The sequence below is a fragment of the Thiemannella venezuelensis genome, assembly GCF_014203605.1.
Classification (GTDB): Bacteria; Actinomycetota; Actinomycetes; order Streptosporangiales; family Streptosporangiaceae; genus Planomonospora_A; species Planomonospora_A venezuelensis.
On record NZ_JACHJJ010000028.1, the window covers coordinates 44,437 to 69,801 of the forward strand.

The window sequence follows — 25,365 nt, forward strand, 5'->3', positions numbered from 1 at the left end:
GCGCCCGAAGATGTCCGGCATTTGTCAGGACATCCTGATGTCCGCTAACGTGGTCACAGAGCGTACCCGCCGGGAGGGGCCGATGACCGCCGAGCTCGCCATCGATCTGGACCGGTCCAGTCCGGTGCCGCTGTACTTCCAGGTGGCCGAGCAGATCTCCGAGGCGATCCGGCGCGGCGACCTGCCCCCCGGTTCCCGGCTGGACAACGAGATCCTGCTCGCCGACCGGCTCGGCCTGTCCCGGCCGACCGTCCGCCAGGCGATCCAGTACCTCGTCGACAAGGGCCTGCTGGTCCGCAAGCGCGGCGTCGGCACCCAGGTCGTGCACGGCCAGGTCAAGCGCTCGGTGGAGCTCACCAGTCTCTACGACGACCTGCGCCGCGCCGGGCAGGACCCCGCCACGCGCGTGCTCGCGCTGGGGCCCGTCCCCGCGGAGGAGCCGGTCGCCGCGCTCCTCGGCGTCGCCCCGGGCACCGAGGTCCTGCGCGTGGAACGGCTGCGCTACGCCGCAGGGGAGCCGCTGGCGCTGCTGCACAACTGGCTGCCCACGGGCCTGGCCGCACTGACCGCCGAGAACCTCGCCGCGCGCGGCCTGTACGAGCTGCTCCGCTCGGCCGGCGTGCGGATGCGGGTGGCGAACCAGCGGATGGGCGCCCGGGCCGCGAGCGCGGCCGAGGCCCGGCTGCTGGGCGAGCGGCGCGGCGCGCCCCTGCTCACCATGGTCCGCACCACCTACGACGACCAGGGCCGTGCCGTGGAGCACGGATCCCACGTCTACCGCGCCTCGCACTACTCCCTCGAGGTCACCCTCGTCGAACGCTGACCCGGCGCGGGCGGGCGTACCGGGTTCCGCCACCCGCCGCGACCGGTCCGGCCGGGCCGTCTCCCCCAATACAGTGGGATCCCAGTCCTCGAACGCCGGAAGGCGGCGTTCCCCATCCGGCAGGAGGCCCCCCGGTTGTCCGGCGAACGCGAGCACACGCAGTCCCTCTCCGACGAGAGCCGCCCCGGCCTGCGAGCCGACTGCGAGCGCTGCTTCGGGTTGTGCTGCGTGGTGCCGGCCTTCACGGTCTCGGCGGACTTCGCGATCGACAAGCCCGCCGGGCGCGCCTGCCCCAATCTGGCCTCCGACTTCCGGTGCGGCATCCACACCCGCCTGCGGCAGCGAGGCTTCACGGGCTGCACCGTCTACGACTGCTTCGGCGCGGGGCAGCAGGTCTCCCAGGTCACCTTCGGCGGACGGGACTGGCGGCAGGCCCCGCAGACCGCGAAGCGGATGTTCGAGGTGTTCCCGATCATGCGGAACCTCCACGAGCTGCTCTGGTACCTCACCGAGGCACTGGCGATGCCGGCGGCCGGCCCGCTCCACGCGGAGCTCGCCCGCGCCCGCACAGAGCTCGAACGGCTCACCGGCGGCGACCCCGGGACCCTCGCGGAGGTGGACGTGTCCGCGCACCGGCAGCAGGTCAACGCCCTGCTGCTGCGCGCGAGCGAGCTCGTGCGGGCCCCCGTCCGGCGCAAGAAGACGGAGCTCAGGGGCGCCGACCTCATCGGGGCCAAGCTCAAAGGCGCCGACCTGCGCGGCGCCTGCCTGCGCGGCGCCTACCTCATCGGCGCCGACCTGCGCGGCGCCGACCTGCGACTGGCCGATCTCACCGGGGCCGACCTGCGCGGCGCCGACCTGCGCGGCGCCCGCCTCGCCGAGAGCCTCTTCCTCACCCGGTCCCAGCTCGACGCGGCCGGAGGCGACGCCGCCACGGAGCTGCCGCCGTCGCTCACCCGCCCGGCCCACTGGACGTCCCCGGGCGCGCCGGCCGGTTCCCCTCCGGCGCGAGCCCGTGCCCGAAGGCGCAGGTGACGTCCCGCCCGGCTCAGGCGACGGCCCGCCCGACTCCCCTCCGGGGGGAGCCGCGGGTTCACAGGGCGGCGAGGATCGCGGCCTGCGCCGCCTCGCGCATGGTCGCGTGCAGCTCCGCGTTGGCCACGCGGTCGGTGCGGACCTCCACGATCCGCACCCCCTCCCCGCGCAGGGCCTTGTCCAGGTGCTCGGGCTCGCTCACGGAGGCGTACGGCGTGCCGGTGGCCGCGGCCACGTAGGCCAGGTCCACCCCGTGCGCGGTGCCGAAGACCCGCTCGAACGGGTCGCGGAGCGCGGCCTGGGGCAGCAGCGAGAAGATCCCGCCGCCGTCGTTGTTCACCACGACCAGGCACAGGTCGGGACGGGGCTCGCGGGGGCCGAGGATCAGCCCGTTCTGGTCGTGCAGGAACGTCAGGTCGCCCATCAGCGCGAACGCCGGGCCGTTGTGGGCCAGCGCCGCGCCCATCGCGGTCGAGACCGTCCCGTCGATCCCGGCGACGCCCCGGTTGGCCATGATCCGCAGGCCCCGCCGGGGCCGCATGGCCTGGTCCAGGTCGCGGATGGGCATCGAGGAGCCGGAGATCAGCAGCGACCCGTTGGGCAGCGCGCCGGCCAGGTCGCGGGCGAGCCTGGGCTCGCTGAGCCCCGAGGCGTCCAGCACCGCGTCGACCGCCTGCCCGGCCGCGGCGTCGGCGCGGCGCCAGGAGTGCAGCCAGCCGTCCTCGCCCGCCGCGATCGGGATCTCCACGGCCTGCGCCACCTGGGTGGCCGACCGGGTCGGGTCGGGCCAGCGGGTCAGGTCGCCGACGACCACGATGTGCTCGTCGGCGTGCTTGAGCCAGGACAGCAGCGGCCGGGACAGGCCGGGGCGTCCCAGGGTGACGACCACCTCGGGCCGGTGCGCGTCGGCGAACTCGGAGGTGCCCAGCAGGAAGTGGTAGGACGACATCGCGTGGTCGCCGTAGCGGGCGCCGCCGTTGGGCTCCGACAGGACCGGCCATCCGGCCATGCCCGCCGCCGCGACGTACCGGCGCACGTTGGGGGCGCCGTCGCCGACCACCAGCACGCCCCGCCGGGTGGGCGCCAGGTGCAGGGCGACCGCCGGGGGCGCCACCCGGGCGCGGGTCCACGGCCCGGTCGTCCCGCCGTCCAGCGGCTCGCACCAGGAGGCGTCGCCGTCGGGGACCAGCGGCTCGCGGAAGGCGAGGTTCAGGTGGACGGGGCCGGGGTCGGCCGGGCCCAGCGAGCGCTGGTAGGCGCGGCAGGCCAGCGAGCGCCAGTAGGCGACCTGGCCGGGCCGCTCCTCGGCGACGCCGACCTCGCTGAACCAGCGGACCGCGGTGCCGTACAGCTTGACCTGGTCCATCGTCTGGCTGGCGCCGGTGTCGCGCAGTTCCGGCGGGCGGTCGGCGGTGAGCAGCAGCAGCGGCACCCCCGACTCGTGCGCCTCCAGCACGGCCGGGTGGAAGTTGGCCGCGGCGGTGCCGGAGGTGCAGATCAGGGCCACCGGGCGCGCGCCGCGCCGGGCCAGGCCCAGCGCGAGGAACGACGCCGAACGCTCGTCGATCCGCACGTGCAGCCGGAGGCGGCTGTCGGCGTGCACGGCCAGGGCGAGGGGGGCCGAGCGCGAGCCGGGGGCGAGGACCACGTCCGTCAGGCCGCAGCGCACCAGCTCATCGACCAGCACGGTCGCGAGCGCCGTCGCGGGATTCACCGCACCGCCTCCTCGAAACGGCGCGCCCAGGCGGGCGACTCCGTCTCATAGCGTTCCAGGGCAGCCTCGGCCACGGCCGGGCGCCGCACCTCGAGCATCCCTCCGGCCGGGACGAGCGGGTCGGCCACCACGTCGCCCTCGAGCAGGGACAGCGTGCCCAGCCCGCAGGCGTAGGGCAGCTCGGGCAGGGCGGCGGCGAGCGCCACCCCCGCGGCCAGGCCGACGGAGGTCTCCACCGCGCTGGAGACCACCGCGGGCAGCCCGCAGGCCTCCACCACGCGCAGCGCGGCGGCCACCCCGCCGAGCGGCTGCACCTTGACGACCGCGATGTCGGCGGCCTCGGCCGCCCTGACCCTCAGCGGGTCCTCGGCGCGGCGGATCGACTCGTCGGCGGCGATCGGCACCCCGACCCTCCTGCGCACCGCGGCCAGCTCCTCCAGGGTGGCGCAGGGCTGCTCGACGTACTCCAGGCCGAAGCGGTCGAGCTCGGCGATGCGGGCCACCGCGGTCGCGACGTCCCAGGCCCCGTTGGCGTCCACCCGGACCCGGCCCCCGGGGCCGAGCGCGTCGCGCACGGCCCCCACCCGGGCCAGGTCCTCGGCGAACGGCTGCCCCTTCTCGGCGACCTTCACCTTGACCGTACCGCAGCCCGCCCGGAGCACCATCGCGTGGGCCTGCTCGGGGCCGACGGCGGGCACGATGGCGTTGACCGGGATCCGGTCGCGCAGCGGCGCGGGCCAGCCGGTGAACGCGGCCTCCTCCGCGCACGCCCGCCAGCGCGCGCACTCGGCGGGGCCGTACTCGGGGAAGGGGGAGAACTCGCCCCAGCCGGCGGGGCCCTGGATCAGCACGCCCTCACGGACGGTCTGCCCGCGGAAACGCGTGCGCATCGGAATCCGGAAGACCCGGAGCGCGCCGCCGTCGCGGCCCGCCGTCCCCTCCCGCACGCCGCGACCGTCCACGTCGCCGGTCACGATGGTTGCGCCCCCTCCGTCGCGCCGGGGTGCTCCCCCGGCCGCTCTCCGCTGCCGTCGCACTAACCTTACGACTGTGAGGATTGCCCCCGTGCACGCGGAGTCGTCCCCCGCTTCCGCTTCGGGGGGGCCGAGGGAGCTGAACGCCGTCACGCTGCCGCCCGGACCCGGGCTGTTCCGCGCGGTCGCCGCCGCACTCGACGGCACCGGACCCGCCATCCTGCCCCTCTCCCCCGCTCTGCCCGCCCCCGCGCTGCGCGCCACGCTCGCGGCGCTGCGCCCCACCCACCTCGACGGGGTACGGCAGGCGGGCGGCACCGGCGTCTCCCCCGAGGTGGCCGTGGTCATCGCCACCAGCGGTACCACCGGTGCGCCCAAGGGCGTCGAGCTGCCCGCCGCCGCCCTCCGCGCCTCGGCCTCCGCCTCCCTGGACCGGCTGGGGGCCGCGCCCGGCGAGCGCTGGCTCTGCTGCCTGCCGCCCTCGCACGTCTCCGGTCTGCAGGTGCTGGTCCGGTCCCTGCTGGGCGGGACGGAGCCGGTCGTCCACGAGGGCTTCTCCGCCGAGTCGGTGCTGTCCGCCGGGGCCGAGCACGTCTCGCTGGTGCCGACCCAGCTCCGCCGCCTGCTCGCCGTCTCGGCGGACCTGTCGGTCTTCCGGACGATCCTGCTCGGCGGCGCGGCGGCCCCGGCGGAGCTGCTCGCCGCGGCGCGGGCCGCCGGCGGGCGGGTCGTCACCACGTACGGCATGAGCGAGACCTGCGGCGGGTGCGTCTACGACGGCCGCCCCCTCGGGGGAGTAGGGCTGGAGATCGGCGGCGACGGCCGGATCCGCATCTCCGGCCCCGTGCTGTTCTCCGGCTACCGCCTCCGCCCCGACCTGACCGCCGGGGCCCGCGAGGGCGGCTGGTTCGTCACCTCCGACCTGGGCGCGCTGGACGGCGGCCGGCTCCGCGTGCTGGGCCGGGCCGACGACGTCATCAACACCGGCGGCGAGAAGGTCGTCGCGGCGGCGGTCGCGGCGGCGGTCGCGGAGCATCCCGCGATCGAGGACGCCGTCGTGGTCGGCCGCCCTGACCCCGAGTGGGGCGAGCGGGTGGTGGCCGTCGTCGTCTCCCCCGGCCCGCCGTCCCTGGCCGAGCTCCGGGCCTTCGTCAAGGAGCGGCTGCCGGCCTATGCCGCCCCCACCGAGCTGGTCGTCCTGACCGAAATACCACTTTTGCCCAACGGGAAGCCGGACCTCTCGGCCCTCCGTTATGGTCAGTAGCGGGAACCGTGAGGGGCCCGCGCGCGTCATAGAGGTAGCAGGAGCAGGAAGGACTCGCCGATGAACCCAACCCGCAAGATGTGGGTCTCCGCCGGAGTCGTCGCCGCGGTCCTCGTCGGCGGCGTGTCCGTCTCGGCGGCCGCCTCGGCGGGCAGGCTCGAGAAGGACGGCCGCCCCTCGCCCGCGACGGAGCCCCACCAGCCCGCCTCGCAGAAGACGCCCGTCCCGCCCGCCCCCGCGGAGACGGCCCCGCCGGCGGAGGACTTCGTGGTCTCCAAGGAGGTCAACCCCGACCCCGAGCAGGTCACGCGCTACTGGACCGAACACCGGATGGAAGAGGCCGAGCCGATGCCGATGCCCGGATTCGAGGGGACCGGCGAAGGCGCCTGGCGCCCGACGGAGTAGCCCCGAACCGTTCCGCCTGGGTGGACCGGCCGACGGCCGGTCCACCCATCATATTTTCCCCGTCAAGCCGGGAACAGAAAGACCCCGGACGGGGTTATTGGTACTGGTGTGCCGCGCGGCCCAGGCCGCCCCACCCGCCACAATCTGCAAACCGACGACTCCGTTACGGAGGAGGTGTCCTCATGCCCCAAACCGCCGCCGCGACCTCATCTTCCGAGGCCCCGACGACCCTCGACCAGCTCCTTGACCGAGGGCGAGTTCAGGGTCACCTTTCTCTGGCGGAGCTGCGTCACGCCTTCGCCGAGGCGGGGATCAGCCCTGTCGAGGGCAGGTCGATCCTGCGTGAGCTGACCGAGGCGGGCGTGAGCCTGGCCGCCGAGAACGAGCCCACGCTCGCCGCCGCGGCCAAGAAGACCACGGCCAAGAAGCCCGCCGCGAAGAAGCCCGCGGTCAAGGCGGCCAAGCCCGCCGGTGCCGCCAAGCCCGCCACCCGCAAGGCCGCCGCCACGACGGCCGCCGGCTCCGGGGGGAAGGCCGCCGACGGGCAGGCCGGGGCGGAGGGCGCCCCGCCCGCCGACGTCCTCGAGGCGGGGATGGAGCTGGAGGGCGAGGAGTGGACCGCCCCCGACGAGGCCGAGCTGGAGGCCGAGACCTCCGCCGACCTGGACGACCAGTCCTCGGTCATGGGCGACTCGGTGCACACCTACCTGAAGTCGATCGGCCGCCGCACGCTGCTCACCGCCGCCCAGGAGGTCGAGCTCGCCAAGCGGATCGAGGCCGGCCTGTACGCCGAGTCCAAGCTGGAGTCCGAGCCCGGCCTGTCCGCCGCGATGCGCGACGACCTGGAGTGGATCGCCGAGGACGGCCGCCGCGCCAAGGACCACATGCTGGAGGCCAACCTCCGGCTCGTCGTCTCGGTCGCCAAGAAGTACACCGACCGCGGCATGGCCCTGCTCGACGTGGTCCAGGAGGGCAACCTCGGCCTGATCCGGGCGGTGGAGAAGTTCGACTACACCAAGGGCTACAAGTTCTCCACCTACGCCATGTGGTGGATCCGGCAGGCCATCCAGCGCGGCTTCGCCGACTCCGCCCGCACCATCCGGCTGCCCGTGCACGTGCTGGAGATGCTCTCCAAGCTGTCGCGGGTCGAGCGCGACATGCACCAGCGCCTGGGCCGGGAGCCCACGCCCGAGGAGCTGGCGGTCGAGCTGGACAGGACCCCCGACCAGATCGAGGAGCTGCTGCGCACCAGCCGCCAGCCGATCAGCCTCAACGCCACCATCGGCGAGGACGGTGAGACCACCATCGGCGACCTCATCGAGGACGTCGACTCCCCCGAGGCCTCCGAGGTGGTGGACCGCCAGCTCCTGGGCGAGCAGCTGCGCGGCGTGCTCGGCAACCTCTCCCCCCGGGAGGCCCGGATCATGGCGCTGCGCTTCGGCCTCGTCGACGGCAAGCCCCACACCCTCGACGAGATCGGCAAGCACCTGGGCCTGACCCGCGAGCGCATCCGCCAGCTCGAGAAGGAGTCCCTGTCCAAGCTGCGTCACCCGAGCAACACCCGCCCGCTGCTCGACTGGGCCAGCTGAGCCCGGGGAAGGAGGAGCCGCCGCGGCCCGTGGCCGCGGCGGCTCCTCCGCGTCCTGGGGACCGCACGGCGGGGCCGGCCGCCGGCGCCTCCGCGGCCGCGATGATCTTCATTCGCCGCCGGCCGGCGGCGTCCTCTCCGCACCGGCCGGCGGCAGCAGCCGCTCGGCCGCCGCGCCCAGGGCCGCGACCTGGCAGGCGTCGAGCCGCACCTTCTGCCGGACGATCCAGGCGCGCACCCTCGGCGCCCGCATCAGCACGACCCCCGAAGCCCTGAGCGCCCCCCAGCGGGGCAGCCGCGCCCCGTGGACCGCCACCAGGGGCACCGCCTCCACCCGCCCGCCGTGCACCGGCCGCAGCGCGCCGGCGACCGCGCGCGCCGCGCCCGCCACCCCCCGGACCTCCTGGTCGGCCGGTTTGCGTCCGATCCACAGCCGGCCCCGGCTCCCGGCGACCCTGACGCACCTGGGCCATTTCCTGGAGTCCACCACGTAGACACCGCTCGGGCCGATCACCAGGTGGCAGGCGCCGCCCTCCACGTGCGGCAGCGCCCGGTCCTGCAGCACCGTGTAGCCGCGGCGGCACAGGGGGCGGAGCATCCGGGCGGTGGCCCGCTCCCCGGCCGCTCCCCGGTACCGGGCGACGACCGGCAGATCCAGGCACCAGCGGTACACCAGGTCGGCCGGGGCGGCGAGCGCCCCGGCGACCAGAGCCGCGGGCCAGTCCCAGAGCAGCCACACCACCGCGAAGACGGCCGCGCCGAGCGCTGTCCGCAGGGCCAGCCGGCCGCCCCATCCCGTGTCCCGCGACTCCCGGTACCGGGGAACCCTGAACGAGAGCTTGGCCCCCACCATCGACGAGTTGATCACCGCTCGACTCCCCCCTGGCGCGGCCGTACGGCCGCGTGAGCGATCAGACCGGGGGCACCGGCCCCGGGCGTCCGCACGCGCCGTACGCGCGCGGCCCTCCCCCGACGGCCACCCCCATATGTCGATATCGTGACATGTCGAATACTGTGAGTGACAATCGGGGGCGGCTCAGCCCGGAGGGGAGAGGCGGGCCCCGCCCGCCGGGGCTCCGGAACGCGCGATCCCCGGCACGGCGGGCCGTACCGGGGATCAGGAGGCGGAGGTCAGCGCGTCAGTGCGCGGTGCCGACGGGCAGCAGGTCGCGGGCGATGCCGGTGAGGCGGTTCTGCTCGCGCAGGGTGCGCAGGCGCTCGACCTGCGCGCTCCACTCGGCGCCCCTGGGCGTGGCCTTGCCCTTGCGGCGGCGGATCCGGTCGTCGTAGGACTTGACGCCGAAGGTCGCCCGCAGGCCGGCCTCGGCCGCGCGCAGCGCCTCGGTCAGCGCCTTGTCGAAGACCAGGCCGGCGGCCCGCCGCTCCTCGGCGGAGGCCGAGGAGGCCTGCACCTGGCGCAGCACGGCCTCGGCCACCCGCGCCCTCTCCAGAAGCTCGGGGAAGCTCTTCCCGACCTCCTGGTCGGCGTGGTAGCGAACCTCCGCCTCCCGGCTCACCCGCGGTCGGAAAAACGCCATCGTCTGCCCTCTCTCACTCGTCGCCGGGCGTTTCCCGGCGCATCGACACCCGCAGCCTACGCCGCGGGCCCCCGTCCCACCTACTCGGGGACGCCACCGTCCGGCGCGTCGCCCTTTACGCAGTAAGGTAAGAGGTGGCAGCATGATCCCATGCCTGCGAAACGACCTCCGATCCCGCTCTCCCGGGAGCGCATCATCGAGGCGGCCCTGCACATCGCCGACGGCCAGGGGCTGCGCCGGCTGACGATGCGCCGCCTGGGCGACGCGCTCCAGGTGGAGGCCATGGCCATCTACCACCACCTGCCCCGGGGCAAGGACGCGCTCATGGACGCCCTGGCCGAGCACGTCACCGCCGTGCACGCCGAGCCCGGCGCCGACTGGCGGGAGACCGCGCGGGCGTGGTGCCGGGCGAGCCGGGCCGCGCTGCGCGAGCACCCGGGAGTGCTGGCCCTCGCGCTCACCAAACCGCCCAAGGGCCAGGCCGCACTGGCCCTGCGGGAGCAGACCGACCAGCTCGCCGAGGCCGGGCTGGCGGACGCGCCGGAGGCCGTGCGGGCGCTGCGGGCCTACGTGCTGGGCGCGGTGGCGGTGGAGGTCCAGCAGTCGGGCTGGGCCGAGCCGCCGGGCGACGGCGGCGAGCCCTGGCGGCCTCCGTCGCAGGGAGGCGGCGACCCGGCGGCCGACGCCGACTTCGAGCGCGGTCTCGACGCGTTGCTGGCCGGTCTCGCGCAGAGATGAACGAGACCGGTCTGCGACAGGGCCCTGACCAGGCAGGACACGATGCCAGAAACTTGTAACCAATCATTTACCACGTTACGGCGTGTCGCACTTGGCCTGTTATGTCTACATAAGGCACCCTGTGTTATAGGTCACACCCCCGAAGGAGTCCCGGAGGACCATCCCCAGTGGTCCTCAAACGGCCCTAACTGACTATGTCGCCCGGGCGTGACCCGTCGCACACTTGACCTTGTCCACTGTGCGCGCCCCACCCCGTTCGAGGCGCGCACGGCCATATGTCCATCCAGATGCTCGTCCCCGTCACACGTGGGAACGGGGTCCCATCGGTGACGGTGTCCCCCTCATCCGATGCCGGTCCCGGCGAGCCGACACGAGAGATCCGGAGGCACGCCGATGTGCCCGCACGAGCCGTCCTGTCCGTCCGCCGAGGCGAAGGACCGCGAAGCCGCCCGAACCATGGCCGCCCATCCCGAGCAGGGCTGGAGCCTGCTCTGCAACGGCGTGGTGCTGTTCGAGGACACCGGTGAGCTCCTGCCCGACGGCGGCGTCATCGAGCCGCACCGGCCCCTGGTCGGCGCCTCCTGAGAGGCCCCCGCCGGAAGGCCGGAGCCGTCGGCCGCCGCCGCGCGGCCCCGCCCGGCGGCGCACCGGACGCCCGCCCGCGCCCCTGAGTCCCTCGGGCCGCGGGCTCATCCGGCGTCCGGCCGCATCCTCTCCCCCAGCCACCCCGCCACGACCTCGCCCACCCGGACGGGATCCTTCTTCAGGTCGTGGCCCTCTCCCGCCAGCACCACCAGGCGCGCGGCGTCAGCCGCCTCGGGCACCCCGAACGGGTCGCGGTCCCCGTTGACCACCAGCACGTCCACCCCCGCCCCGCGCAGTTCCTGCGCCCGGGACCGCTCCGGCCTCCCCGGCGGGTGCAGCGGGAAGGCCAGCGCGACGACCGCCTCCGCCCCCGCCGCCAGAGCCGTACGGCAGGCGACCCTGGCTCCGTTGCTCCGCCCGCCCTGCGCGAGCGGCAGCCCGGGGTGACCACGGCGGATCTCCTCCACCACCGCCACCCACGCCTCGTCCTGCTTGACCGCCGAGCCCGGCGCCCGCGCGCCCCGCAGCCGGAACGGCTGCGTCACCCCGGCGACCGCGCCCCCGGCCTCCAGCACGGCCTCCCGTACGGCGAGCAGGTCCGGCGCGTCCAGCCCTCCGGCCGAACCGTGCGTGAGGACCAGCAGGAACCGGGGGTCCCGCGGCCTGTCGATCTCCACCCGCGCCGGCCCGTGCGGCGTCATGAACTCCATGGGGTGACCGTACCGGGCCGGACTCCCGCACCCGGTCCGCATGCACTACTTGACGGTCAACGACAAGTACTTGATACTTAACGTCAAGTAGAGGGAGGGCGGGCATGGAACCGAGGTCCGGCGAACACCGTGCTCTGGCAGGCGACCTGCGAAGGCTCGTCGGCGGCAGGCTGCTCGACCCGCTGGACATCCTGCTCGGCGACGACGAGCCGTCCGGCGCGGGCGGGAGCGAGCGGCTGCGCGAGCGGCTGGAGGCCAGGAGCCGCGAGTGGGCCGACACGCTGCTCGGGGAGAACGACCAGGCGGCCGCCTACCTGGCGATCCGCCTGGTGAGCGCCCTGTATCCGGGCGACGCGCCGTTCGACCCGCCCGCAGCCTGGTGGGACACTCCGCTGGGCCGGGCCGTCGCCAGGCGCGCCGGCCATCCGGCCGCCTCCGCGGTGCCGGTCTCGGCCGCCGCGGCGATGCTCGGCATCACCCGCCAGGGCGTCCACGACCTCCTGCGGCGCGGCAAGCTCGAACGCGCCCCGGACGGCGGGGTCACCACGGCGTCGATCCAGGCCCGCCTCTCCGCACGCTCCGCGGCCGACCCGCGGCCGATACAGGGAGGTTACGCATGACCGTTTCCGTCAACGGGGACCCCGCCGGGGCCGACACCCCCGCCAAGGCTCTGCGCCTGGCGGGTGACCTGACCGTCGGACGGCTCGGCTACGGGGCGATGCAACTGCCCGGCCCCGGCGTGTGGGGGCCGCCCCAGGACCACGGGACGGCGCTCGCCGTACTGCGCCGGGCCGTGGAGCTGGGTGTCACCCACATCGACACCAGCGGCTTCTACGGCCCGCACGTGGCCAACGACCTGATCAGGCAGGCGCTGCACCCCTACCCGGACGACCTGGTCATCGCCACCAAGGTCGGCGTGGTCCGCGACGGGTGGAAGGGCTTCGACGCCGCAGCCGAGCCGGCGCAGCTGCGCGAGCAGGTCGAGGAGAACCTCCACCGGCTCGGCAGGGACCGGCTCGACCTGGTCTACCTGCGGGTGGGCGGCGACGGGCTGCTGTCCCCCGGGGACACGCCCTTCGCCGAGTCCTTCGGCGCCCTCGCCGACCTGCGCCGGCGCGGACTGATCCGCCACCTCGGCCTCAGCGGCGTGACCGCCGACCGGCTCGCCGAGGCACGCCGGATCGCCCCCGTGGCGGCGGTGCAGAACCGCTTCCACCTCTTCGACCGCTCCAGCGCCGGCGTCCTGTCCGCGTGCGAGGACGCCGGCATCGCGTTCACCGCCTACTTCCCCCTCGCCGCCGGGATGCTCCGCCCCGGCCTCGACCTCTCGCAGGCCCCGCCCGGCATGGCGCCGAGCGCCGAGCAGCTCGCGGTCCTCGACGAGACCGCCGGCCGGTACGGCGCGACCCGGGCCCAGGTGGCGCTCGCCTGGCTGCTCGGCCGCTCACCGGTCACCCTGGCCATCCCGGGCACCTCCTCCCTCGCCCACCTGGAGGAGAACCTCGCGGCGGCCCGCCTGGACCTGGCTCCCGGCGACCTCGCCGCCCTGGACCAGCTCGCCTGACCGGGCGCGCGCCGGGCCCGTACCCCCTCGCATCTCGTCCTGATGACCGATGCCTGAGAGGGTGGGCGGGTGCAGACTGGGGGTGTGCAGGACTACAACGACATCCGCCAGGACATGCGCGCCACCATCGACGCCCGTCGCGACCTCGGCCCCGAGTACGAGACCGCACTCGTGGAGTCGTTCGTCGAGCGCCTCGACGCGACCATCGCCTCCCGGGTGCGGGCCGAGATCCACGCCGCCGGCCCCGCCCCGTACCCGGCCCAGCCCTACCCCGGCCAGCCGTACAAGAAGCCGAAGAGGAGCGGCAACCCCTCGATCCCGATCGCCCTGGGCTCGCTGGGCATCGGCATCCCGCTCACCGGCATCGCGGCCGCCGAGGCCGGCCTGGCGGGACTGCTGCTGGCCTGGGGCGGCATCGTGACCATCAACATCGCCCACGCCATCGGCAACTGGCGCCACCGCGACTGAGCGCCCCGGGAGAACGACCACCGCTGCGCCGTGATCCTCCCGTCCCCCGATCCCCCGTCCTCTCAGCTCCTCCCCCGGCTCCGGCGACCGGCACCGAATACGGCAGGTGCGCGGCCATCCGTCCGGGGTCGTGCTCCGAAACCTCTTCAGGAGAGACCGGGCCGACCGGGACTGGGAGGGGTGCATGGGGCCGGAGCGCGAGATACACCGGTGGGGCGTCCACCGGGGGGAGCCGCCGGGGCTGGAGGAGTTGCTGGGGGCGGTCGCCCGGGGAGACCGGTCGGCGTTCGAGAGGGTCTACGAGCTGATCGCGCCGCGGGTGTTCGGCCTGGTCCTGCGGGTGGTCCGCGACCGGGCGCAGAGCGAGGAGGTCGCCCAGGACGTGCTGGTGGAGGTCTGGCGCAGCGCGGCCCGCTACGACCCGGGCCGCGGCTCGGGGTCGGCCTGGGTGATGACGATCGCGCACCGCCGGGCGGTCGACCGGGTGCGTTCGGCCCAGACCGGCGGCGACCGGGAAGCGCGCGCGGCACGCCTGCAGGTGCACCGCCCCTTCGACGAGGTGGCCGAGTCGGTGGAGGGCCGGCTGGAGCGCGAACGCGTGCGCCGCTGCCTGGACGGGCTGACACCGCTGCAGCGCGAATCGGTGACTTTCGCCTATTACGGCGGATACTCCTATCGTGAGGTCGCCGAGCTGGTGCAGGCGCCGCTCGCGACGGTGAAGACCCGGATGCGCGATGGGCTGATCCGGCTGCGCGACTGCCTGGGGGTGCAACGATGAGGGCCGCGCCGGGCGGAGGCGACCCGCACACGCTGGCGGGCGCCTACGCGCTGGACGCCATCGGCGACGAGCTGGAGCGGCGGCGGTTCGAGGAGCATCTGACCCGGTGCGCCGAGTGCGCGCAGGAGATCGCCACCCTGGCGGAGACCGCCGCCCGGCTGGGCGGGGCCGCCGCCGCCGAACCGCCGCCGGAGCTGCGGATGCGCGTCATGGCCGAGATCGAACAGGTCAGGCAGGCCCCTCCGGTCGTCGCCGCGTCACCCGGTGGCCGGACCCGCAGGAGCCGGGCGGGAGAAGGGCCGGGGTGGCGGCTGCGGCTCGCGTCCGCGGCGGCGGCCGTGAGCGTGGCGGCCGCCGCCGTCTTCGGCGTCGTCGCGCTGGACGCCCGGCACCGCCTGGAGCAGGAGCGGCAGGCCGCCCGCGAGGCGGCCGCGGTGCTCGCCGCGCCGGACGCCCGCACGGCCACTTCCGAGGCCGGGCCGGCCGGCCGGGGCACCGTGGTCGTCTCGCGCGCCCGGGGCAGGCTGGTGTTCCTGGCCGCGGACCTGGCGCCGCTGCCCGGGGACCGGGCCTACCAGGTCTGGCAGCTGTCGGCCGCCCGGATCGGGTCGGCGGGGCTGCTGAGCACCGACGCGACCGGGGACGCGCTGCCGCTGACCGCCGCGACGGGCGAGGGCGTGACCCGGCTCGCCGTGACGGTCGAGCCCGCCGGAGGCTCCGCCCAGCCGACCGGCCGGCCGCTGCTGGTGGTGGACCTGCCTCCCGCCTGACGAGGGCGCTCATGGGCGGGACCGCTCCCGGTCGCGGGCGCGGCGGGCTCCGTCCCGCGGCGGGCGCGACGGCGCGGAGCCCGCCGCGGGGCCCGCACCGGCCGAGCGGCTTCCCGGCGGCCCCGGGCGCGCGCGGTCAGGCGTCGCGGCCGAGGCGCAGGCGGACCTCCTCGGCGAGGCGCTCGTCGGCGTGGTCGAGACCGTAGCGCCACACCCGCTCGGCGTCCTCGTCGTGCCCGCGCAGCGGGAGGGTGCGGGCCAGCAGCTCGATGGCGAGCGCGCCGGTCTCGGCGTCCTCCGGGTCCTCCGGGTCCTCGCACTCCTCCACCGCCGCGGCGAACTCCGCGCAGGCCAGCTCCAGATGGGCGATGCCGAGCAGCACCCGCAGCCGCGGCCCGTCCGCCGCGCCGGGGATCTCCAGTGCCTCCAGGAGCACGTCCGCGGCCTGCCCGGCCTCGCCCTCCCCGATCAGGAACTCCGCCAGCCGCTGGGCCGCCCGGGAGGCGATCTCCGGGTCGCCGGTGGCCAGGGCGGCCCTCAGCGCCTCCTCGGCCTCCCGCTCCCCGGTGGCCAGCCTGGCGAGCGCCATGTGCGCCAGCGGCGCGTAGGCCGGGTTCTCCAGGCCGAGCGCGGCCTGCCAGGCGGCCCTGGCCTGGTCGGGCAGGTCCTCCCGCTCGAAGCTCCGGGCCAGCAGGCAGGCCGCCTGGGCGGCGAACTCCGGGTGCCCGGTGGCCAGTGCGGTGCGCGCGGCCGCGCGGGCCCCCGGCACGTCTCCCCGCTCCTCCAGCACCACGGCCAGCCCCACCGCGGCCTGGGCCCGGTCGGGCCCCTCGGGATCGGCGGCCAGCTCGGCGAAGATCGTCGCGGCGCCGTCCAGATCGCCGTCCTCGGCGAGCCGGCGCGCGGTGTCCAGCGGGTGCGTGTCCACCTCAGGCATGCAGGGTCCTCCCCGGTCGACCTGCTCCCCGCCCTACCGGGGCGAGGATTCCCGTGCCGCTCGTGCGGCGGCTCGCGGCACACCGCGAACCGCGGAACGGGGTGCTTGACGTCTCACCGACCCGGGCACCCCCAAGTCTTCACGCCCCGAGACGACCGGCCCGGCCGCCTGCCCGATTCGGACGTGAACACACTAGCGTCCGGTCCGTGATCTAGGAAGGCGAACGGGGAAACTCCAGGAGCCTGCCGCGGACCTCGGCGAGGAGACGTCCCGCACCCGGGAAAAGGGGCGCGGGCCGTCTCCTCGCGGTCGTCTCCTCGCGGGCCGTCAGTCCTCGTAGGCCGAGAGCGGCGGGCAGGAGCACACCAGGTTGCGGTCGCCGTAGGCCTGGTCGATGCGGCGCACCGGCGACCAGTACTTGCCCTCGCGCAGCGAGGGCAGCGGGTAGGCGGCCTCGGTACGGGTGTAGGCGTGGTCCCACGCGTCGGCGACGACGCAGTCGGCGGTGTGCGGCGCGTTGCGCAGCGGGTTGTCCGCCCGGTCGTAGCCGCCCGAGGCGACCTTCCCGATCTCCTCCCGGATGGCGATCATCGCGTCGCAGAACCGGTCGAGCTCGGCCAGGTCCTCGCTCTCGGTCGGCTCGATCATCAGCGTGCCGGCCACCGGGAAGGACATGGTCGGGGCGTGGAAGCCGTAGTCGATGAGGCGCTTGGCCACGTCGTCCACGGTGACGCCGGTCTCCTTGGTGATCTGGCGCAGGTCCACGATGCACTCGTGGGCGACCAGACCGCCGCGGCCGGTGTACAGGACCGGGTAGTGGGGGCTGAGCCTGCGGGCCAGGTAGTTGGCCGAGAGGATGGCCTGCTCGGTGGCCGCCTTGAGGCCCTCGCCGCCCATCATCCGGATGTAGGCCCAGGAGATGGGCAGGATGCCCGCCGAGCCGTACGGCGCCGCCGAGACCGGGCCGACCTCGGAGTCCTCGCGCAGCGGGTGGCCGGGCAGGTAGTCCGCCAGGTGGGCGCGGACCGCGACCGGGCCGACGCCGGGGCCGCCGCCGCCGTGCGGGATGCAGAAGGTCTTGTGCAGGTTCAGGTGGGAGACGTCGGCTCCGAACTCACCCAGCTTGGCCAGGCCGACCAGGGCGTTGAGGTTGGCTCCGTCGACGTAGACCTGGCCGCCCGCCTCGTGGACCAGCTCGCAGATCTCGGTGATGGTCTCCTCGTACACGCCGTGCGTGGACGGGTAGGTCACCATGATCGCGGCGAGCCGGTCGCGGTTCTTCTCGATCTTGTCGGTGAGGTCGGAGAGGTCGACGTTGCCGCCTGCGTCGCACGCGACCACGACGACCTTCATCCCGGCCATGACGGCGCTGGCGGCGTTGGTGCCGTGCGCCGAGGACGGGATCAGGCAGACCTCGCGCCCGGCCTCGCCCCGGGCCCGGTGGTAGGCGCGGATGGCCAGCAGGCCGGCGAACTCGCCCTGGGAGCCGGCGTTGGGCTGGATCGAGACGGCGTCGTATCCGGTCACCTCGGCCAGCCAGCCCTCCAGGCCCCTGATCAGCTCGGTGAAGCCCTCGGCCTGGTCCTCGGGGGCATAGGGGTGCAGGCCGGCGAACTCCGGCCAGGTGATGGGCTCCATCTCGGTGGTCGCGTTGAGCTTCATGGTGCAGGAGCCCAGCGGGATCATCGACTTGTCGAGCGCGATGTCCTTGTCCTGCAGGCGGCGCAGGTAGCGCAGCATCGCCGTCTCGGAGCGGTGGCTGTGGAAGACCGGGTGGGTCAGGTAGCCGCTCGTGCGCAGCAGCTCGGCGGGGAGCGCGTCGTGCGCGGCGGCGTCCAGGTCGGTCAGGACGGCGCCGCTGACCTCGAAGGCGGCCAGGACCTGCTCCAGGTGGAGCAGCTCGGTCTTCTCGTCGCAGGTGACGCCGACGTGGTCGGCGTCGACCAGGCGGAGGTTCACGCCGTTGTCGCGGGCGGCCGCGACGACCTGGGCGGCGCGGCCGGGCACCCGGGCGAGCACGGTGTCGAAGAAGGCGTCGTGCACGACCTCGACGCCGCCGTGGCGCAGGCCCTCGGCGAGCACGACGGCGTGCCGGTGCACGCGCTGGGCGATCCGGCGCAGGCCCTCGGGGCCGTGGTAGACGGCGTACATGCCGGCGATCACGGCGAGCAGCACCTGCGCGGTGCAGATGTTGCTGGTCGCCTTCTCGCGGCGGATGTGCTGCTCGCGGGTCTGCAGGGCCAGGCGGTAGGCGGGGCGCCGGTCGGCGTCCTGGGAGACGCCGACCAGGCGGCCGGGCATCTGCCGCTGCAGGCCCTCGCGGACCGCCATGTAGGCGGCGTGCGGGCCGCCGAAGCCCAGCGGCACGCCGAAGCGCTGCGAGGAGCCGATCGCGATGTCGGCGCCGAGCTCTCCGGGGGCGGCCAGGAGGGTGAGGGCGAGCAGGTCGGCGGCGGCGACGACCTGGGCGCCGTGCGCGTGGGCGGCCTCGGCCACCGCGCGGACGTCGCGCAGGCGGCCGCCGGCGCCGGGGTACTGCACCAGGACGCCGAAGCACTCGGGCAGCTCGCCGGACAGGTCGCTCTCGGCCAGCTCGATGCCGAGCGGCTCGGCGCGGGTGCGCAGCACGGCCTTGGTCTGCGGCAGCGCGTCGGCGTCCACCACGAACACGTTCGACTTCGCCCGGCCGGCCCGGCGGGCCAGGGTCATCGCCTCGGCGGCGGCGGTCGCCTCGTCCAGCAGGGAGGCCCCGGCCACGTCGAGGCCGGTCAGGTCGGACACGACCGTCTGGAAGTTGATCAGGGCCTCCAGGCGGCCCTGGGAGATCTCCGGCTGGTAGGGCGTGTACGCGGTGTACCAGCCGGGGTTCTCCAGCAGGTTGCGGCGGATGACCGCGGGGGTGATCGTGTCGTGGTACCCGAGGCCGATCATGGAGGTGAGCACGGTGTTGCGGCCGGCCAGGGCGCGCAGTTCGCCGATGGCCTCGGTCTCGCTCGCCGCGGCGGGCAGCGCGAGCCGGTCCTCGGCCCGGATCACCTCGGGCACGGCGACCGCGATCAGGTCGTCGACGGAGCCGAAGCCGACCGCCTCCAGCATGCGGGCCCGGTCGGCGTCGCCGGGTCCGATGTGACGGGTCGCGAACGGCGGGGAGCTGAGCTCGCTGAGGGGTGACAGATCGGTCATGGAAAGCCTCCCGAGGCGGTGGAGACCGGCGCTGAGCGCGGGCGTGTTGCCGGATCTCCCCCTCTGTCATCTCGACCTGAGAGCTTCACCTGCCCCGCGCGGGGAGGTTTTCACCGTCGGTGAGTCGCGCCTGGCGGGCGCGCCTGCTTTCCAGAGTCGCCTCGTCCGTGCGGTACAGGGTGCCTGAGAGATTCCGGGGAGGTTGCTCCTTCGGCGCCCCGGTCGGGCCGGGGTCTCTCCCGCACAGGGTCGTCAGCGAGGTCAACTTTACCCCGTGCGGCGTGCCCTGCGGCGGCGGGCCAGCTCATCGGTGTGGTGCTCGGCTAAAGGGCCCTCGCCGGCCTCGGCGCGCTCGCCGGGCAGCTGCGCCAGGGATCCCTCCACCTCCTGCCACACTCTGCCCAGGGCGATGCCGAACACGCCCTGGCCGCCCTGGAGGAGGTCGATCACCTCGTCGGGCGAGGTGCACTCGTAGACGCTCACCCCGTCGCTCATGAGGGTGATCTGGGCGAGGTCGGCGACCCCGCGGGCCCGGAGGTGGTGCACGGCGATGCGGATCTGCTGGAGGGAGACGCCGGTGTCGAGGAGGCGTTTGACGACCTTGAGCACCAGGATGTCGCGGAAGCCGTACAGCCGCTGGGAGCCGGAGCCGTGCGCGGCCCTGACCGTGGGCTCGACCAGCCCGGTCCGGGCCCAGTAGTCCAGTTGCCGGTAGGTGATCCCGGCAGCGGTGCAGGCCGTGGGGCCTCGATAGCCGACGTCGGCGGGCAGGCTCACCGGCTGCCCCTCGAACAGCAGGCCCTCTTCTCCGGCACGCTGCCGCGCCGACCGGCGCCGCCCCGGATCATCCTGGCCGGCCGCCTTTCCTTCGCCGCTGCTGACCGCCACTGCGGACCTCCGGCTTTCTCTCATCCCATGGCCTGATCTGGGGGTTTGCACACGGCCACAGGTTCACTCGCACCGTAAGACTGGGATCCACCTCAGTCAACGACCCCACTCGGCGCGTCGTGAAGCGTAAATGCACCGAAATTCCTACCCCGCGCGGCCGAAGTCCTCCGGCGAGATCTGGTCAAGGAACTCCCTGAACCTCTCCAGCTCCTCCTCCTGGCCCTCCTGGTCGTCCGGGATGATCACCCCGGCCTCCCGGACCACGTCCTCACTGGCGAAGATACGCGCACCGGTGCGCAGTGCCAAGGCGATGGAGTCCGAGGGCCGGGCGCTCACCTCGACCCCGTTGGAGAACACCAGGTCGGCGAAGAAGATGCCTTCACGGAGGGCGACGATGTTCACCGTGCGCAGCCCCACGCCGAGCGCGTCGAGCACGTCGCGGAACAGGTCGTGGGTGAGCGGCCGGGGCGGCGGCTCCTCCGCCTGGGCCATGGCGATCGCGGTCGCCTCGGTCATGCCGATCCAGATGGGCAGGTAGCGCTCCCCGTGCGCCTCCTTCAGCAGGACGATCGGCTGGTTTGAGGGCATTTCAACCCGAACGCCCACGACCTCCATCTGCAACACGGGCTGCTCCGTCTTTTCGCTGGGTTCCGACCGGTTTCTTCAACGTAACACCCGGGGGGCGGTGCAACACTCAGGGGGCGGAGAGCACAGTGGGTCACGGCATCCGCAGAGGACACGGCATCCGCAGGAGACACGGCGCGCCCGGCCAGGTCCTCACCTGCCCAGGGCGTCGCGGACACCGGACCGCAGCAGCGAGGCGTGCAGGTCCAGCAGGAGGCCGGAGATCTCCCGGGCGGTCTCGTCGGCCCGGTCGATGGCGCCGGGGGCCCGGCGGCGCAGCAGCGGGGCGACGGCCTGCTCCACGAGCCCGGCCTCGCGCTCGGCGGCGGCCCGGACCGCCCGCAGGTGGCGGGCGTGCAGGCCGAAGGCGGCCAGCGCGCCGACGCTGCGGGCCACGGCCAGCGCCTCGGCGTCGTAGTGGCGGGCGACGGCGGACAGCAGGCCGTAGTCTTCGAGCTCGGCCAGGGTCTCCTCGTCGAGCTCGGCCGCGGCGAGCAGCTCCTCCCGGCTGAGGCGGACCTCCGGGGCGGGCTCGCCGGGCAGCGCGCGCGGCCGGGCGACCGGCCGCTCCTCGCGGTCGGCCGCCTCCAGCCTGTCCTTGATCACGCGCAGCGGGAGGTAGCGGTCACGCTGCTCGCTGAGGATGTACCGCAGCCGCTCGACGTCGGCGTAGGTGAACTTGCGGTAGCCGGAGGGACTGCGCTCCGGCTCGATCAGCCCTTCGCCCTCCAGAAAACGGATCTTGGAGATGCTGACGTCGGGGAACTCGCCCTGCAGGAGGGCGAGGACCTCCCCAATGCTCATGTGGGCACGAGCAGCCTGCGAGCTCATCATCCTCCAGCGGCGCCGCGGGTGAGGAACACCAGGCGGAACTTGCCGATCTGCACCTCGTCCCCACCGTAGAGCGGAACCTCCTCGATCCGCTCGCGATTGACGTAAGTGCCGTTGAGGCTGCCCACGTCGCGGACGGTGAACACGCCGCCGCCGCGCCGGTAGAACTCCACGTGGCGGCGGGAGACGGTGACGTCGTCGAGGAAGATGTCGCTCTCGGGATGGCGGCCCACGGTGGTGAGGTCGCTGTCCAGGAGGAAGCGGCTGCCGGCGTTGGGACCGCGCATGGCGACCAGCAGAGCGGTGCCCGGCGGCAACTGCTCGACGGCCTGCCGCTCGGCGAGAAGCGTCTCCCCTGTCTCCGCCTCGTACGCCTCGATCCCGGAGAGGGAGATCGTCGACGTACTGTCTCCGGGGATCTCAGCTCTGGTCAGCGGCGACCCGCATCGAGAACAGAAACGCGCGTCCTCGGGGTTGGCATGACCGCACTGCGTGCAGTAGACGCTCGGCATCGATCGGCTCGGCCTCCTACCGCGAAGACGCGGCAACGGTGCTCGGGGATGCGCGCCTCGCTTCTTCGCTTCTCAAGTGTGTTCAGACTGCGAATGCCGAAACTTACGCTGATGAAGCGCAAAGGTCAAGACGAGCGGCGGACCGCGGGTTCGGTCGATGTCAAAACTACAGCCGGGCACGGTCCAAGGTCTATATCTCCCGCCACGATGGCGCGTCGCCGTGCTCATGCGCCGTGCTCATGCGCCGTGCTCACAGGTCGTGAGGCGTGTCAGGAACCGGCGGCGTGCTCCACGACCCTGGCCCATCGTTCCAGGAGCGCCTGGGCCGAGTCCACGTCGGGCCCCTCCGCCCACAGGTGGGTGACGGCCTCGGCCGGGTCGGGCAGCACCAGCGCCCAGCCCCCGTCGTCGGCGACGACCCGCACGCCGTCGGTGGTGTCGATCCGGTAGCCCTCGGCCGCCTCTATGACCGAGCGCATCACCACCCCCTTGACCGCCCAGGGGGTGGGCACCGTACGGCGCAGCAGCCGGGCCACGGGGATCCTGGCGTCGATCTGGCTGAGCGAGAGCCGGGTCCTGGCGACCAGCCCGAGCAGCCGCAGGAAGACCGCCAGGCCGTCCACCGCGGGCCCGAACTCCGGCACGACGAACCCGCCGCGCCCGTCTCCGGCGAAGACCATGCCGTTCCCCCGGGAGGCGGAGGTGAGCGCGTCGATCGCGGTGGAGGTCCACTCGACCTGCACGCCGTGGAAGCGGCAGACCTGCTCGGCCACGCGGGTGGTGGTGACCGGCAGCGCCACCCGGCCGCCGCGCCGCTCGGCCGCGACCAGGTCCAGCACGACGAGCAGGGCCCTCTCCTCGCTGATCAGCTGGCCTCTCTCGTCGACCAGCGAGACCCGCTCCCCCACCGGGTCGAACCGCACGCCGAAGGCGGCCCGGGAGGAGCTGACGAGTTCCGAGAGGCGCTGCAGGTCGCGGCGGCGCTCGGCGAAGGTCTCGGTCGGCGAGGCCTCGTCCAGCCGGTTGTTGACGGTCAGCACGTCCACCCCGACCCGGCTGAGGAGGCTGGGCAGCACCAGCGAGGAGGTGCCGCCCGCGCAGTCGACCACGACCTTCATGTCGGCGTCGCGCACCCCGTTCGTATTCACGCAGCGCAGCAGTTCGTGCGTGTAGTCCTCGATCACCCTCGGCGGGAAGCCGAGTTCGGCGATCTCGCCGGGGAAGGCGCGGCGGAACTCCTGGCGGGAGAAGACCCGCTCCAGCTTGCGCTGGGCCGACTGGGACAGGTCGGCGCCGGTCTCGTCCATGAAGACGATGTCCACGCTCTGCGGGTCGCCGGGGGTGGTGCGCAGCGCGATCCCGCCGACGGCGTTCTCCTTGGCGGTGTGGAAGCGGGCGACCGGCAGCGGGGCGGCCTCCAGGTCGAGCACGTTGATGGCGCTGGCGTTCAGGGCGCTGATCACGGCCCGCTTCAGGGCCCTGGCGGCCCGGGAGGAGTCGCGCGAGGTGATGACCGAGGTGCCCTTGCGCAGGGTCGTGGCGTAGGCGCTGGCCAGCCGTACGCACAGCTCGGGGGTGATCTCCACGTTGACCAGGCCGGAGACCCCGCGCGGGCCGAACAGGTTGCGCTGGCCCCTGGACTCCCAGATGACGCTGGTGTTGACGACGGCCCCGGCCTCGACGGTCTTGAACGGGTAGATCTTGACCCCGGAGGAGACGTAGGCCTCGGCCTCGATGATGCACTCGTCGCCGACGACGGCGTTCTCCTCGACCCGGGAGCCGGTCATCAGGTCGGTGTTCTTGCCGATGACGCAGCCGCGCAGGTGGGTGCTGGGCCCCACGTAGACGTTGTCGTGCACGACGGCGCGGTGCAGGAACGCGCCCTCCCGGACGATCGCGTTGCTGCCGAGCACGGTGTACTCGCGCAGCTCGGCCCCCGCCTCGACCTTGGCGTAGTCGCCGATGTAGAGGGGGCCCTTGAGGATCGCGTCGGGGTCCACCACGGCGCCCTCGGCCACCCAGACCCCGGGCGAGAGCTCGAAGGCCCCGATGTCCACCTTGACCCGGCCGGAGAGCACGTCGGCCTGGGCCCGCAGGTAGCTCTCGTGGGTGCCGACGTCCTCCCAGTAGCCGTCGGCCACGTAGCCGAAGAGGGCGGCGCCGCGCTCCAGCAGCCTCGGGAACACGTCCGCCGACCAGTCGACCGGCCCGTCGGCGCCGACCTCGTCGAGGACCTCGGGCTCCATCACGTAGACGCCGGTGTTGACGGTGTCGGAGAAGACCTGGCCCCAGGTGGGCTTCTCCAGGAAGCGCTCCACCCGGCCGTGGTCGTCCACGATGACGATGCCGAACTCCAGCGGGTTGGGCACGCGCTTGAGCCCGATGGTGACCAGGGCGTCGTTCTCCCGGTGGAACCGGATCATGTCCGTCAGGTCGATGTCGGTGAGGGCGTCGCCGGAGATGACCAGGAAGGGCTCGTCGCGGAGCTCGTCGGCGGCGTTCTTGACGCTCCCCGCGGTGCCGAGCGGTCTCTCCTCGGTGGCGTAGTACAGGCTCATGCCGAGCTCGTCGCCGTCGCCGAAGTAGTTGCGGACCAGCGCGGCCAGGAACTGCACGGTCACCACGGTCTCGGTGAGCCCGTGCCGCTTCAGCAGGCGCAGCACATGCTCCATGATCGGCCTGTTGACCACGGGGAGCAGGGGCTTGGGCTGGTTCGCGGTCATCGGCCGGAGCCGCGTCCCCTCACCGCCCGCCATGACGACGGCCTTCACACATCACCCCTTACGGCGTTTTGGCTCCTTTGAGGAGCTGCCGCACCTGTACCCAATACAGCACCCCTGACCACCAGTACAGCCCCACGCCCCAGATCGCCAGCGACCAGCCGACGATCCGCGCGGGGTCGGCGTACCACGTGTCGTGGTGGGCCAGGAAGAGCAGCGGGAAGGAGTAGAGCAGGTTGGCCGTGGCGGCCTTGCCCAGGAAGTGCACCGGCAGCGCCGGGCCGTACCCGAGCCGGCGCAGGATCGGCGGGATGCCCAGGAGCATCACGTCCCGCAGCGGGATGACCAGTGCCAGCCACCAGGGGATGATGTCCCGCAGGGCCAGGCCGAGCAGGGTGGCCAGGATGTAGAGCCGGTCGGCCAGCGGGTCGAGCAGCCGGCCGAGCCTGCTGGTCTGGTTCCACGCCCGGGCGATCTTGCCGTCCAGCCAGTCGGAGAACCCGGCGAGCATCAGCAACGCGACGGCCCAGCCGTCGGCCTTCGGGCCCAGCACGAGCCAGAGGAAGACCGGCACGCCGAGGAGCCTGGCCAGGCTCAACGCGTTGGGAACCGTCCAGATCCGATCCTCGGTTCCCGGTACTTCCGAATTCACCCGTTTATCTCCCTCCCCGTGCCTGATAGTGACACTACTGCTTCCATGGCGGCGCTTCGCGTCG

The 25,365-nt window shown here is 73.8% G+C and carries 25 protein-coding genes and 1 riboswitch; of the genes, 12 read left to right on the plus strand and 13 right to left on the minus strand.

The genetic code is table 11. The features are described 5' to 3' along the window. Positions 1–82: 82 nt before the first annotated feature. Together FHS22_RS30990 and FHS22_RS30995 are read left to right on the plus strand one after the other, a co-directional pair. The gene (locus FHS22_RS30990) at positions 83–823 is read left to right on the plus strand and encodes a GntR family transcriptional regulator (protein WP_184947631.1); all 741 of its coding nucleotides are present in this window, start codon (positions 83–85) and stop codon (positions 821–823) included. A 135-nt stretch (positions 824–958) separates the two neighbouring features. Further along, complete coding sequence (locus FHS22_RS30995; RefSeq protein WP_184947632.1) at positions 959–1,858, plus strand: pentapeptide repeat-containing protein; 900 nt, start codon at positions 959–961, stop codon at positions 1,856–1,858. A gap of 58 nt (positions 1,859–1,916) precedes the next feature. On the opposite strand, the gene menD is transcribed toward FHS22_RS30995, so the two are convergent. Both menD and FHS22_RS31005 read right to left on the minus strand, forming a co-directional pair. Then, on the minus strand, positions 1,917–3,572 hold the full coding sequence (menD, locus tag FHS22_RS31000) for a 2-succinyl-5-enolpyruvyl-6-hydroxy-3-cyclohexene-1-carboxylic-acid synthase (protein WP_184947634.1): 1,656 nt from the start codon (positions 3,570–3,572) through the stop codon (positions 1,917–1,919). Next, entirely contained in the window at positions 3,569–4,462 is an 894-nt protein-coding gene (locus tag FHS22_RS31005) for an o-succinylbenzoate synthase (protein WP_184947747.1), read from the minus strand. Before FHS22_RS31005 ends, menD begins: the two co-directional genes overlap by 4 nt. Before the next feature lie 166 nt (positions 4,463–4,628). Here FHS22_RS31005 and FHS22_RS31010 point away from each other — a divergent pair, with 166 nt between their 5' ends. The 3 genes from FHS22_RS31010 to FHS22_RS31020 all read left to right on the plus strand — a co-directional run bounded on the left by FHS22_RS31010 (position 4,629) and on the right by FHS22_RS31020 (position 7,804). Next, positions 4,629–5,810 carry an AMP-binding protein gene (locus tag FHS22_RS31010; protein WP_377297374.1) on the plus strand — a complete coding sequence of 394 codons (1,182 nt, stop codon included), beginning with the start codon at positions 4,629–4,631 and terminating at the stop codon, positions 5,808–5,810. A gap of 60 nt (positions 5,811–5,870) precedes the next feature. Beyond that, positions 5,871–6,215 carry a hypothetical protein gene (locus FHS22_RS31015; protein ID WP_184947636.1) on the plus strand — a complete coding sequence of 115 codons (345 nt, stop codon included), beginning with the start codon at positions 5,871–5,873 and terminating at the stop codon, positions 6,213–6,215. Positions 6,216–6,397: 182 nt separating this feature from the next. Continuing rightward, entirely contained in the window at positions 6,398–7,804 is a 1,407-nt protein-coding gene (locus tag FHS22_RS31020; protein WP_260408460.1) for an RNA polymerase sigma factor, read from the plus strand. A 108-nt stretch (positions 7,805–7,912) separates the two neighbouring features. Here FHS22_RS31020 and FHS22_RS31025 read toward each other — a convergent pair whose 3' ends face one another. Next, positions 7,913–8,671, minus strand: a complete 759-nt coding sequence (locus tag FHS22_RS31025; protein ID WP_184947638.1) for a nuclease-related domain-containing protein — start codon at positions 8,669–8,671, stop codon at positions 7,913–7,915. Between the two features lie 271 nt (positions 8,672–8,942). Further along, complete coding sequence (locus FHS22_RS31030; RefSeq protein WP_184947639.1) at positions 8,943–9,341, minus strand: hypothetical protein; 399 nt, start codon at positions 9,339–9,341, stop codon at positions 8,943–8,945. Between the two features lie 150 nt (positions 9,342–9,491). On the opposite strand from FHS22_RS31030, the gene FHS22_RS31035 reads away from it, so the two are divergent. Both FHS22_RS31035 and FHS22_RS31040 read left to right on the plus strand, forming a co-directional pair. Next, entirely contained in the window at positions 9,492–10,079 is a 588-nt protein-coding gene (locus FHS22_RS31035) for a TetR/AcrR family transcriptional regulator C-terminal domain-containing protein (RefSeq protein ID WP_184947641.1), read from the plus strand. A gap of 393 nt (positions 10,080–10,472) precedes the next feature. Then, positions 10,473–10,664, plus strand: a complete 192-nt coding sequence (locus FHS22_RS31040; RefSeq protein WP_184947643.1) for a DUF5999 family protein — start codon at positions 10,473–10,475, stop codon at positions 10,662–10,664. Between the two features lie 104 nt (positions 10,665–10,768). Here the strand turns inward: FHS22_RS31040 and FHS22_RS31045 are convergent, their stop codons facing one another. After that, positions 10,769–11,374 (minus strand): alpha/beta hydrolase family protein, encoded by a 606-nt coding sequence (locus FHS22_RS31045; protein ID WP_184947645.1) that lies wholly within the window; start codon positions 11,372–11,374, stop codon positions 10,769–10,771. 104 nt (positions 11,375–11,478) lie between these two features. Here FHS22_RS31045 and FHS22_RS31050 point away from each other — a divergent pair, with 104 nt between their 5' ends. From FHS22_RS31050 to FHS22_RS31070, 5 genes are all read left to right on the plus strand, one after another. After that, positions 11,479–11,994: a hypothetical protein gene (locus tag FHS22_RS31050; protein ID WP_184947646.1), complete on the plus strand. Its 516-nt coding sequence runs from the start codon at positions 11,479–11,481 to the stop codon at positions 11,992–11,994. Further along, on the plus strand, positions 11,991–12,938 hold the full coding sequence (locus FHS22_RS31055; RefSeq protein ID WP_184947648.1) for an oxidoreductase: 948 nt from the start codon (positions 11,991–11,993) through the stop codon (positions 12,936–12,938). Before FHS22_RS31050 ends, FHS22_RS31055 begins: the two co-directional genes overlap by 4 nt. 69 nt (positions 12,939–13,007) lie before the next feature. Next, positions 13,008–13,406, plus strand: a complete 399-nt coding sequence (locus FHS22_RS31060) for a hypothetical protein (RefSeq protein ID WP_184947650.1) — start codon at positions 13,008–13,010, stop codon at positions 13,404–13,406. 184 nt (positions 13,407–13,590) lie between these two features. Next, the gene (sigK, locus tag FHS22_RS31065; RefSeq protein ID WP_184947652.1) at positions 13,591–14,184 is read left to right on the plus strand and encodes an ECF RNA polymerase sigma factor SigK; all 594 of its coding nucleotides are present in this window, start codon (positions 13,591–13,593) and stop codon (positions 14,182–14,184) included. Continuing rightward, positions 14,181–14,954, plus strand: coding sequence for an anti-sigma factor (locus FHS22_RS31070; RefSeq protein ID WP_184947654.1), 774 nt, complete (start codon positions 14,181–14,183; stop codon positions 14,952–14,954). Before sigK ends, FHS22_RS31070 begins: the two co-directional genes overlap by 4 nt. A gap of 136 nt (positions 14,955–15,090) precedes the next feature. Here the strand turns inward: FHS22_RS31070 and FHS22_RS31075 are convergent, their stop codons facing one another. The 8 genes from FHS22_RS31075 to clsA all read right to left on the minus strand — a co-directional run bounded on the left by FHS22_RS31075 (position 15,091) and on the right by clsA (position 25,301). Continuing rightward, a complete protein-coding gene (locus tag FHS22_RS31075) occupies positions 15,091–15,891 on the minus strand; it encodes a hypothetical protein (RefSeq protein ID WP_184947656.1) in 801 nt (266 codons plus the stop codon). Positions 15,892–16,218: 327 nt separating this feature from the next. Continuing rightward, positions 16,219–19,074, minus strand: coding sequence for an aminomethyl-transferring glycine dehydrogenase (gcvP, locus tag FHS22_RS31080; protein ID WP_184947657.1), 2,856 nt, complete (start codon positions 19,072–19,074; stop codon positions 16,219–16,221). A 160-nt stretch (positions 19,075–19,234) separates the two neighbouring features. Further along, positions 19,235–19,326: riboswitch (glycine riboswitch) on the minus strand. Between the two features lie 15 nt (positions 19,327–19,341). After that, positions 19,342–19,962: a MerR family transcriptional regulator gene (locus tag FHS22_RS31085; protein WP_184947659.1), complete on the minus strand. Its 621-nt coding sequence runs from the start codon at positions 19,960–19,962 to the stop codon at positions 19,342–19,344. 144 nt (positions 19,963–20,106) lie between these two features. Next, positions 20,107–20,586: a bifunctional nuclease family protein gene (locus tag FHS22_RS31090; protein WP_184947661.1), complete on the minus strand. Its 480-nt coding sequence runs from the start codon at positions 20,584–20,586 to the stop codon at positions 20,107–20,109. A 153-nt stretch (positions 20,587–20,739) separates the two neighbouring features. Next, the gene (gene ftsR / locus FHS22_RS31095) at positions 20,740–21,390 is read right to left on the minus strand and encodes a transcriptional regulator FtsR (protein WP_377297359.1); all 651 of its coding nucleotides are present in this window, start codon (positions 21,388–21,390) and stop codon (positions 20,740–20,742) included. Between the two features lie 26 nt (positions 21,391–21,416). Continuing rightward, on the minus strand, positions 21,417–21,929 hold the full coding sequence (locus FHS22_RS31100; protein WP_184947665.1) for an FHA domain-containing protein: 513 nt from the start codon (positions 21,927–21,929) through the stop codon (positions 21,417–21,419). A gap of 269 nt (positions 21,930–22,198) precedes the next feature. Beyond that, positions 22,199–24,700, minus strand: a complete 2,502-nt coding sequence (locus FHS22_RS31105) for a mannose-1-phosphate guanyltransferase (protein ID WP_184947667.1) — start codon at positions 24,698–24,700, stop codon at positions 22,199–22,201. 10 nt (positions 24,701–24,710) lie between these two features. After that, entirely contained in the window at positions 24,711–25,301 is a 591-nt protein-coding gene (clsA, locus tag FHS22_RS31110; protein WP_184947669.1) for a cardiolipin synthase ClsA, read from the minus strand. Positions 25,302–25,365: the final 64 nt, after the last annotated feature.

Excerpts from the sequence above, each read along its gene's own strand:
- FHS22_RS31070 (WP_184947654.1), top strand. The coding sequence starts at position 14,181 with ATGAGGGCCGCGCCGGGCGGAGGCGACCCGCACACGCTGGCGGGCGCC.
- gcvP (WP_184947657.1), bottom strand. The coding sequence starts at position 19,074 with ATGACCGATCTGTCACCCCTCAGCGAGCTCAGCTCCCCGCCGTTCGCG.
- FHS22_RS31050 (WP_184947646.1), top strand. The coding sequence starts at position 11,479 with ATGGAACCGAGGTCCGGCGAACACCGTGCTCTGGCAGGCGACCTGCGA.
- FHS22_RS31055 (WP_184947648.1), top strand. The coding sequence starts at position 11,991 with ATGACCGTTTCCGTCAACGGGGACCCCGCCGGGGCCGACACCCCCGCC.
- FHS22_RS31040 (WP_184947643.1), top strand. The coding sequence starts at position 10,473 with ATGTGCCCGCACGAGCCGTCCTGTCCGTCCGCCGAGGCGAAGGACCGC.
- FHS22_RS31035 (WP_184947641.1), top strand. The coding sequence starts at position 9,492 with ATGCCTGCGAAACGACCTCCGATCCCGCTCTCCCGGGAGCGCATCATC.
- FHS22_RS31075 (WP_184947656.1), bottom strand. The coding sequence starts at position 15,891 with ATGCCTGAGGTGGACACGCACCCGCTGGACACCGCGCGCCGGCTCGCC.
- FHS22_RS31030 (WP_184947639.1), bottom strand. The coding sequence starts at position 9,341 with ATGGCGTTTTTCCGACCGCGGGTGAGCCGGGAGGCGGAGGTTCGCTAC.
- FHS22_RS30990 (WP_184947631.1), top strand. The coding sequence starts at position 83 with ATGACCGCCGAGCTCGCCATCGATCTGGACCGGTCCAGTCCGGTGCCG.
- sigK (WP_184947652.1), top strand. The coding sequence starts at position 13,591 with ATGGGGCCGGAGCGCGAGATACACCGGTGGGGCGTCCACCGGGGGGAG.
- FHS22_RS31100 (WP_184947665.1), bottom strand. The coding sequence starts at position 21,929 with ATGCCGAGCGTCTACTGCACGCAGTGCGGTCATGCCAACCCCGAGGAC.
- FHS22_RS31005 (WP_184947747.1), bottom strand. The coding sequence starts at position 4,462 with ATGCGCACGCGTTTCCGCGGGCAGACCGTCCGTGAGGGCGTGCTGATC.
- ftsR (WP_377297359.1), bottom strand. The coding sequence starts at position 21,390 with ATGAGCATTGGGGAGGTCCTCGCCCTCCTGCAGGGCGAGTTCCCCGAC.
- FHS22_RS31015 (WP_184947636.1), top strand. The coding sequence starts at position 5,871 with ATGAACCCAACCCGCAAGATGTGGGTCTCCGCCGGAGTCGTCGCCGCG.
- FHS22_RS31045 (WP_184947645.1), bottom strand. The coding sequence starts at position 11,374 with ATGGAGTTCATGACGCCGCACGGGCCGGCGCGGGTGGAGATCGACAGG.
- FHS22_RS31020 (WP_260408460.1), top strand. The coding sequence starts at position 6,398 with ATGCCCCAAACCGCCGCCGCGACCTCATCTTCCGAGGCCCCGACGACC.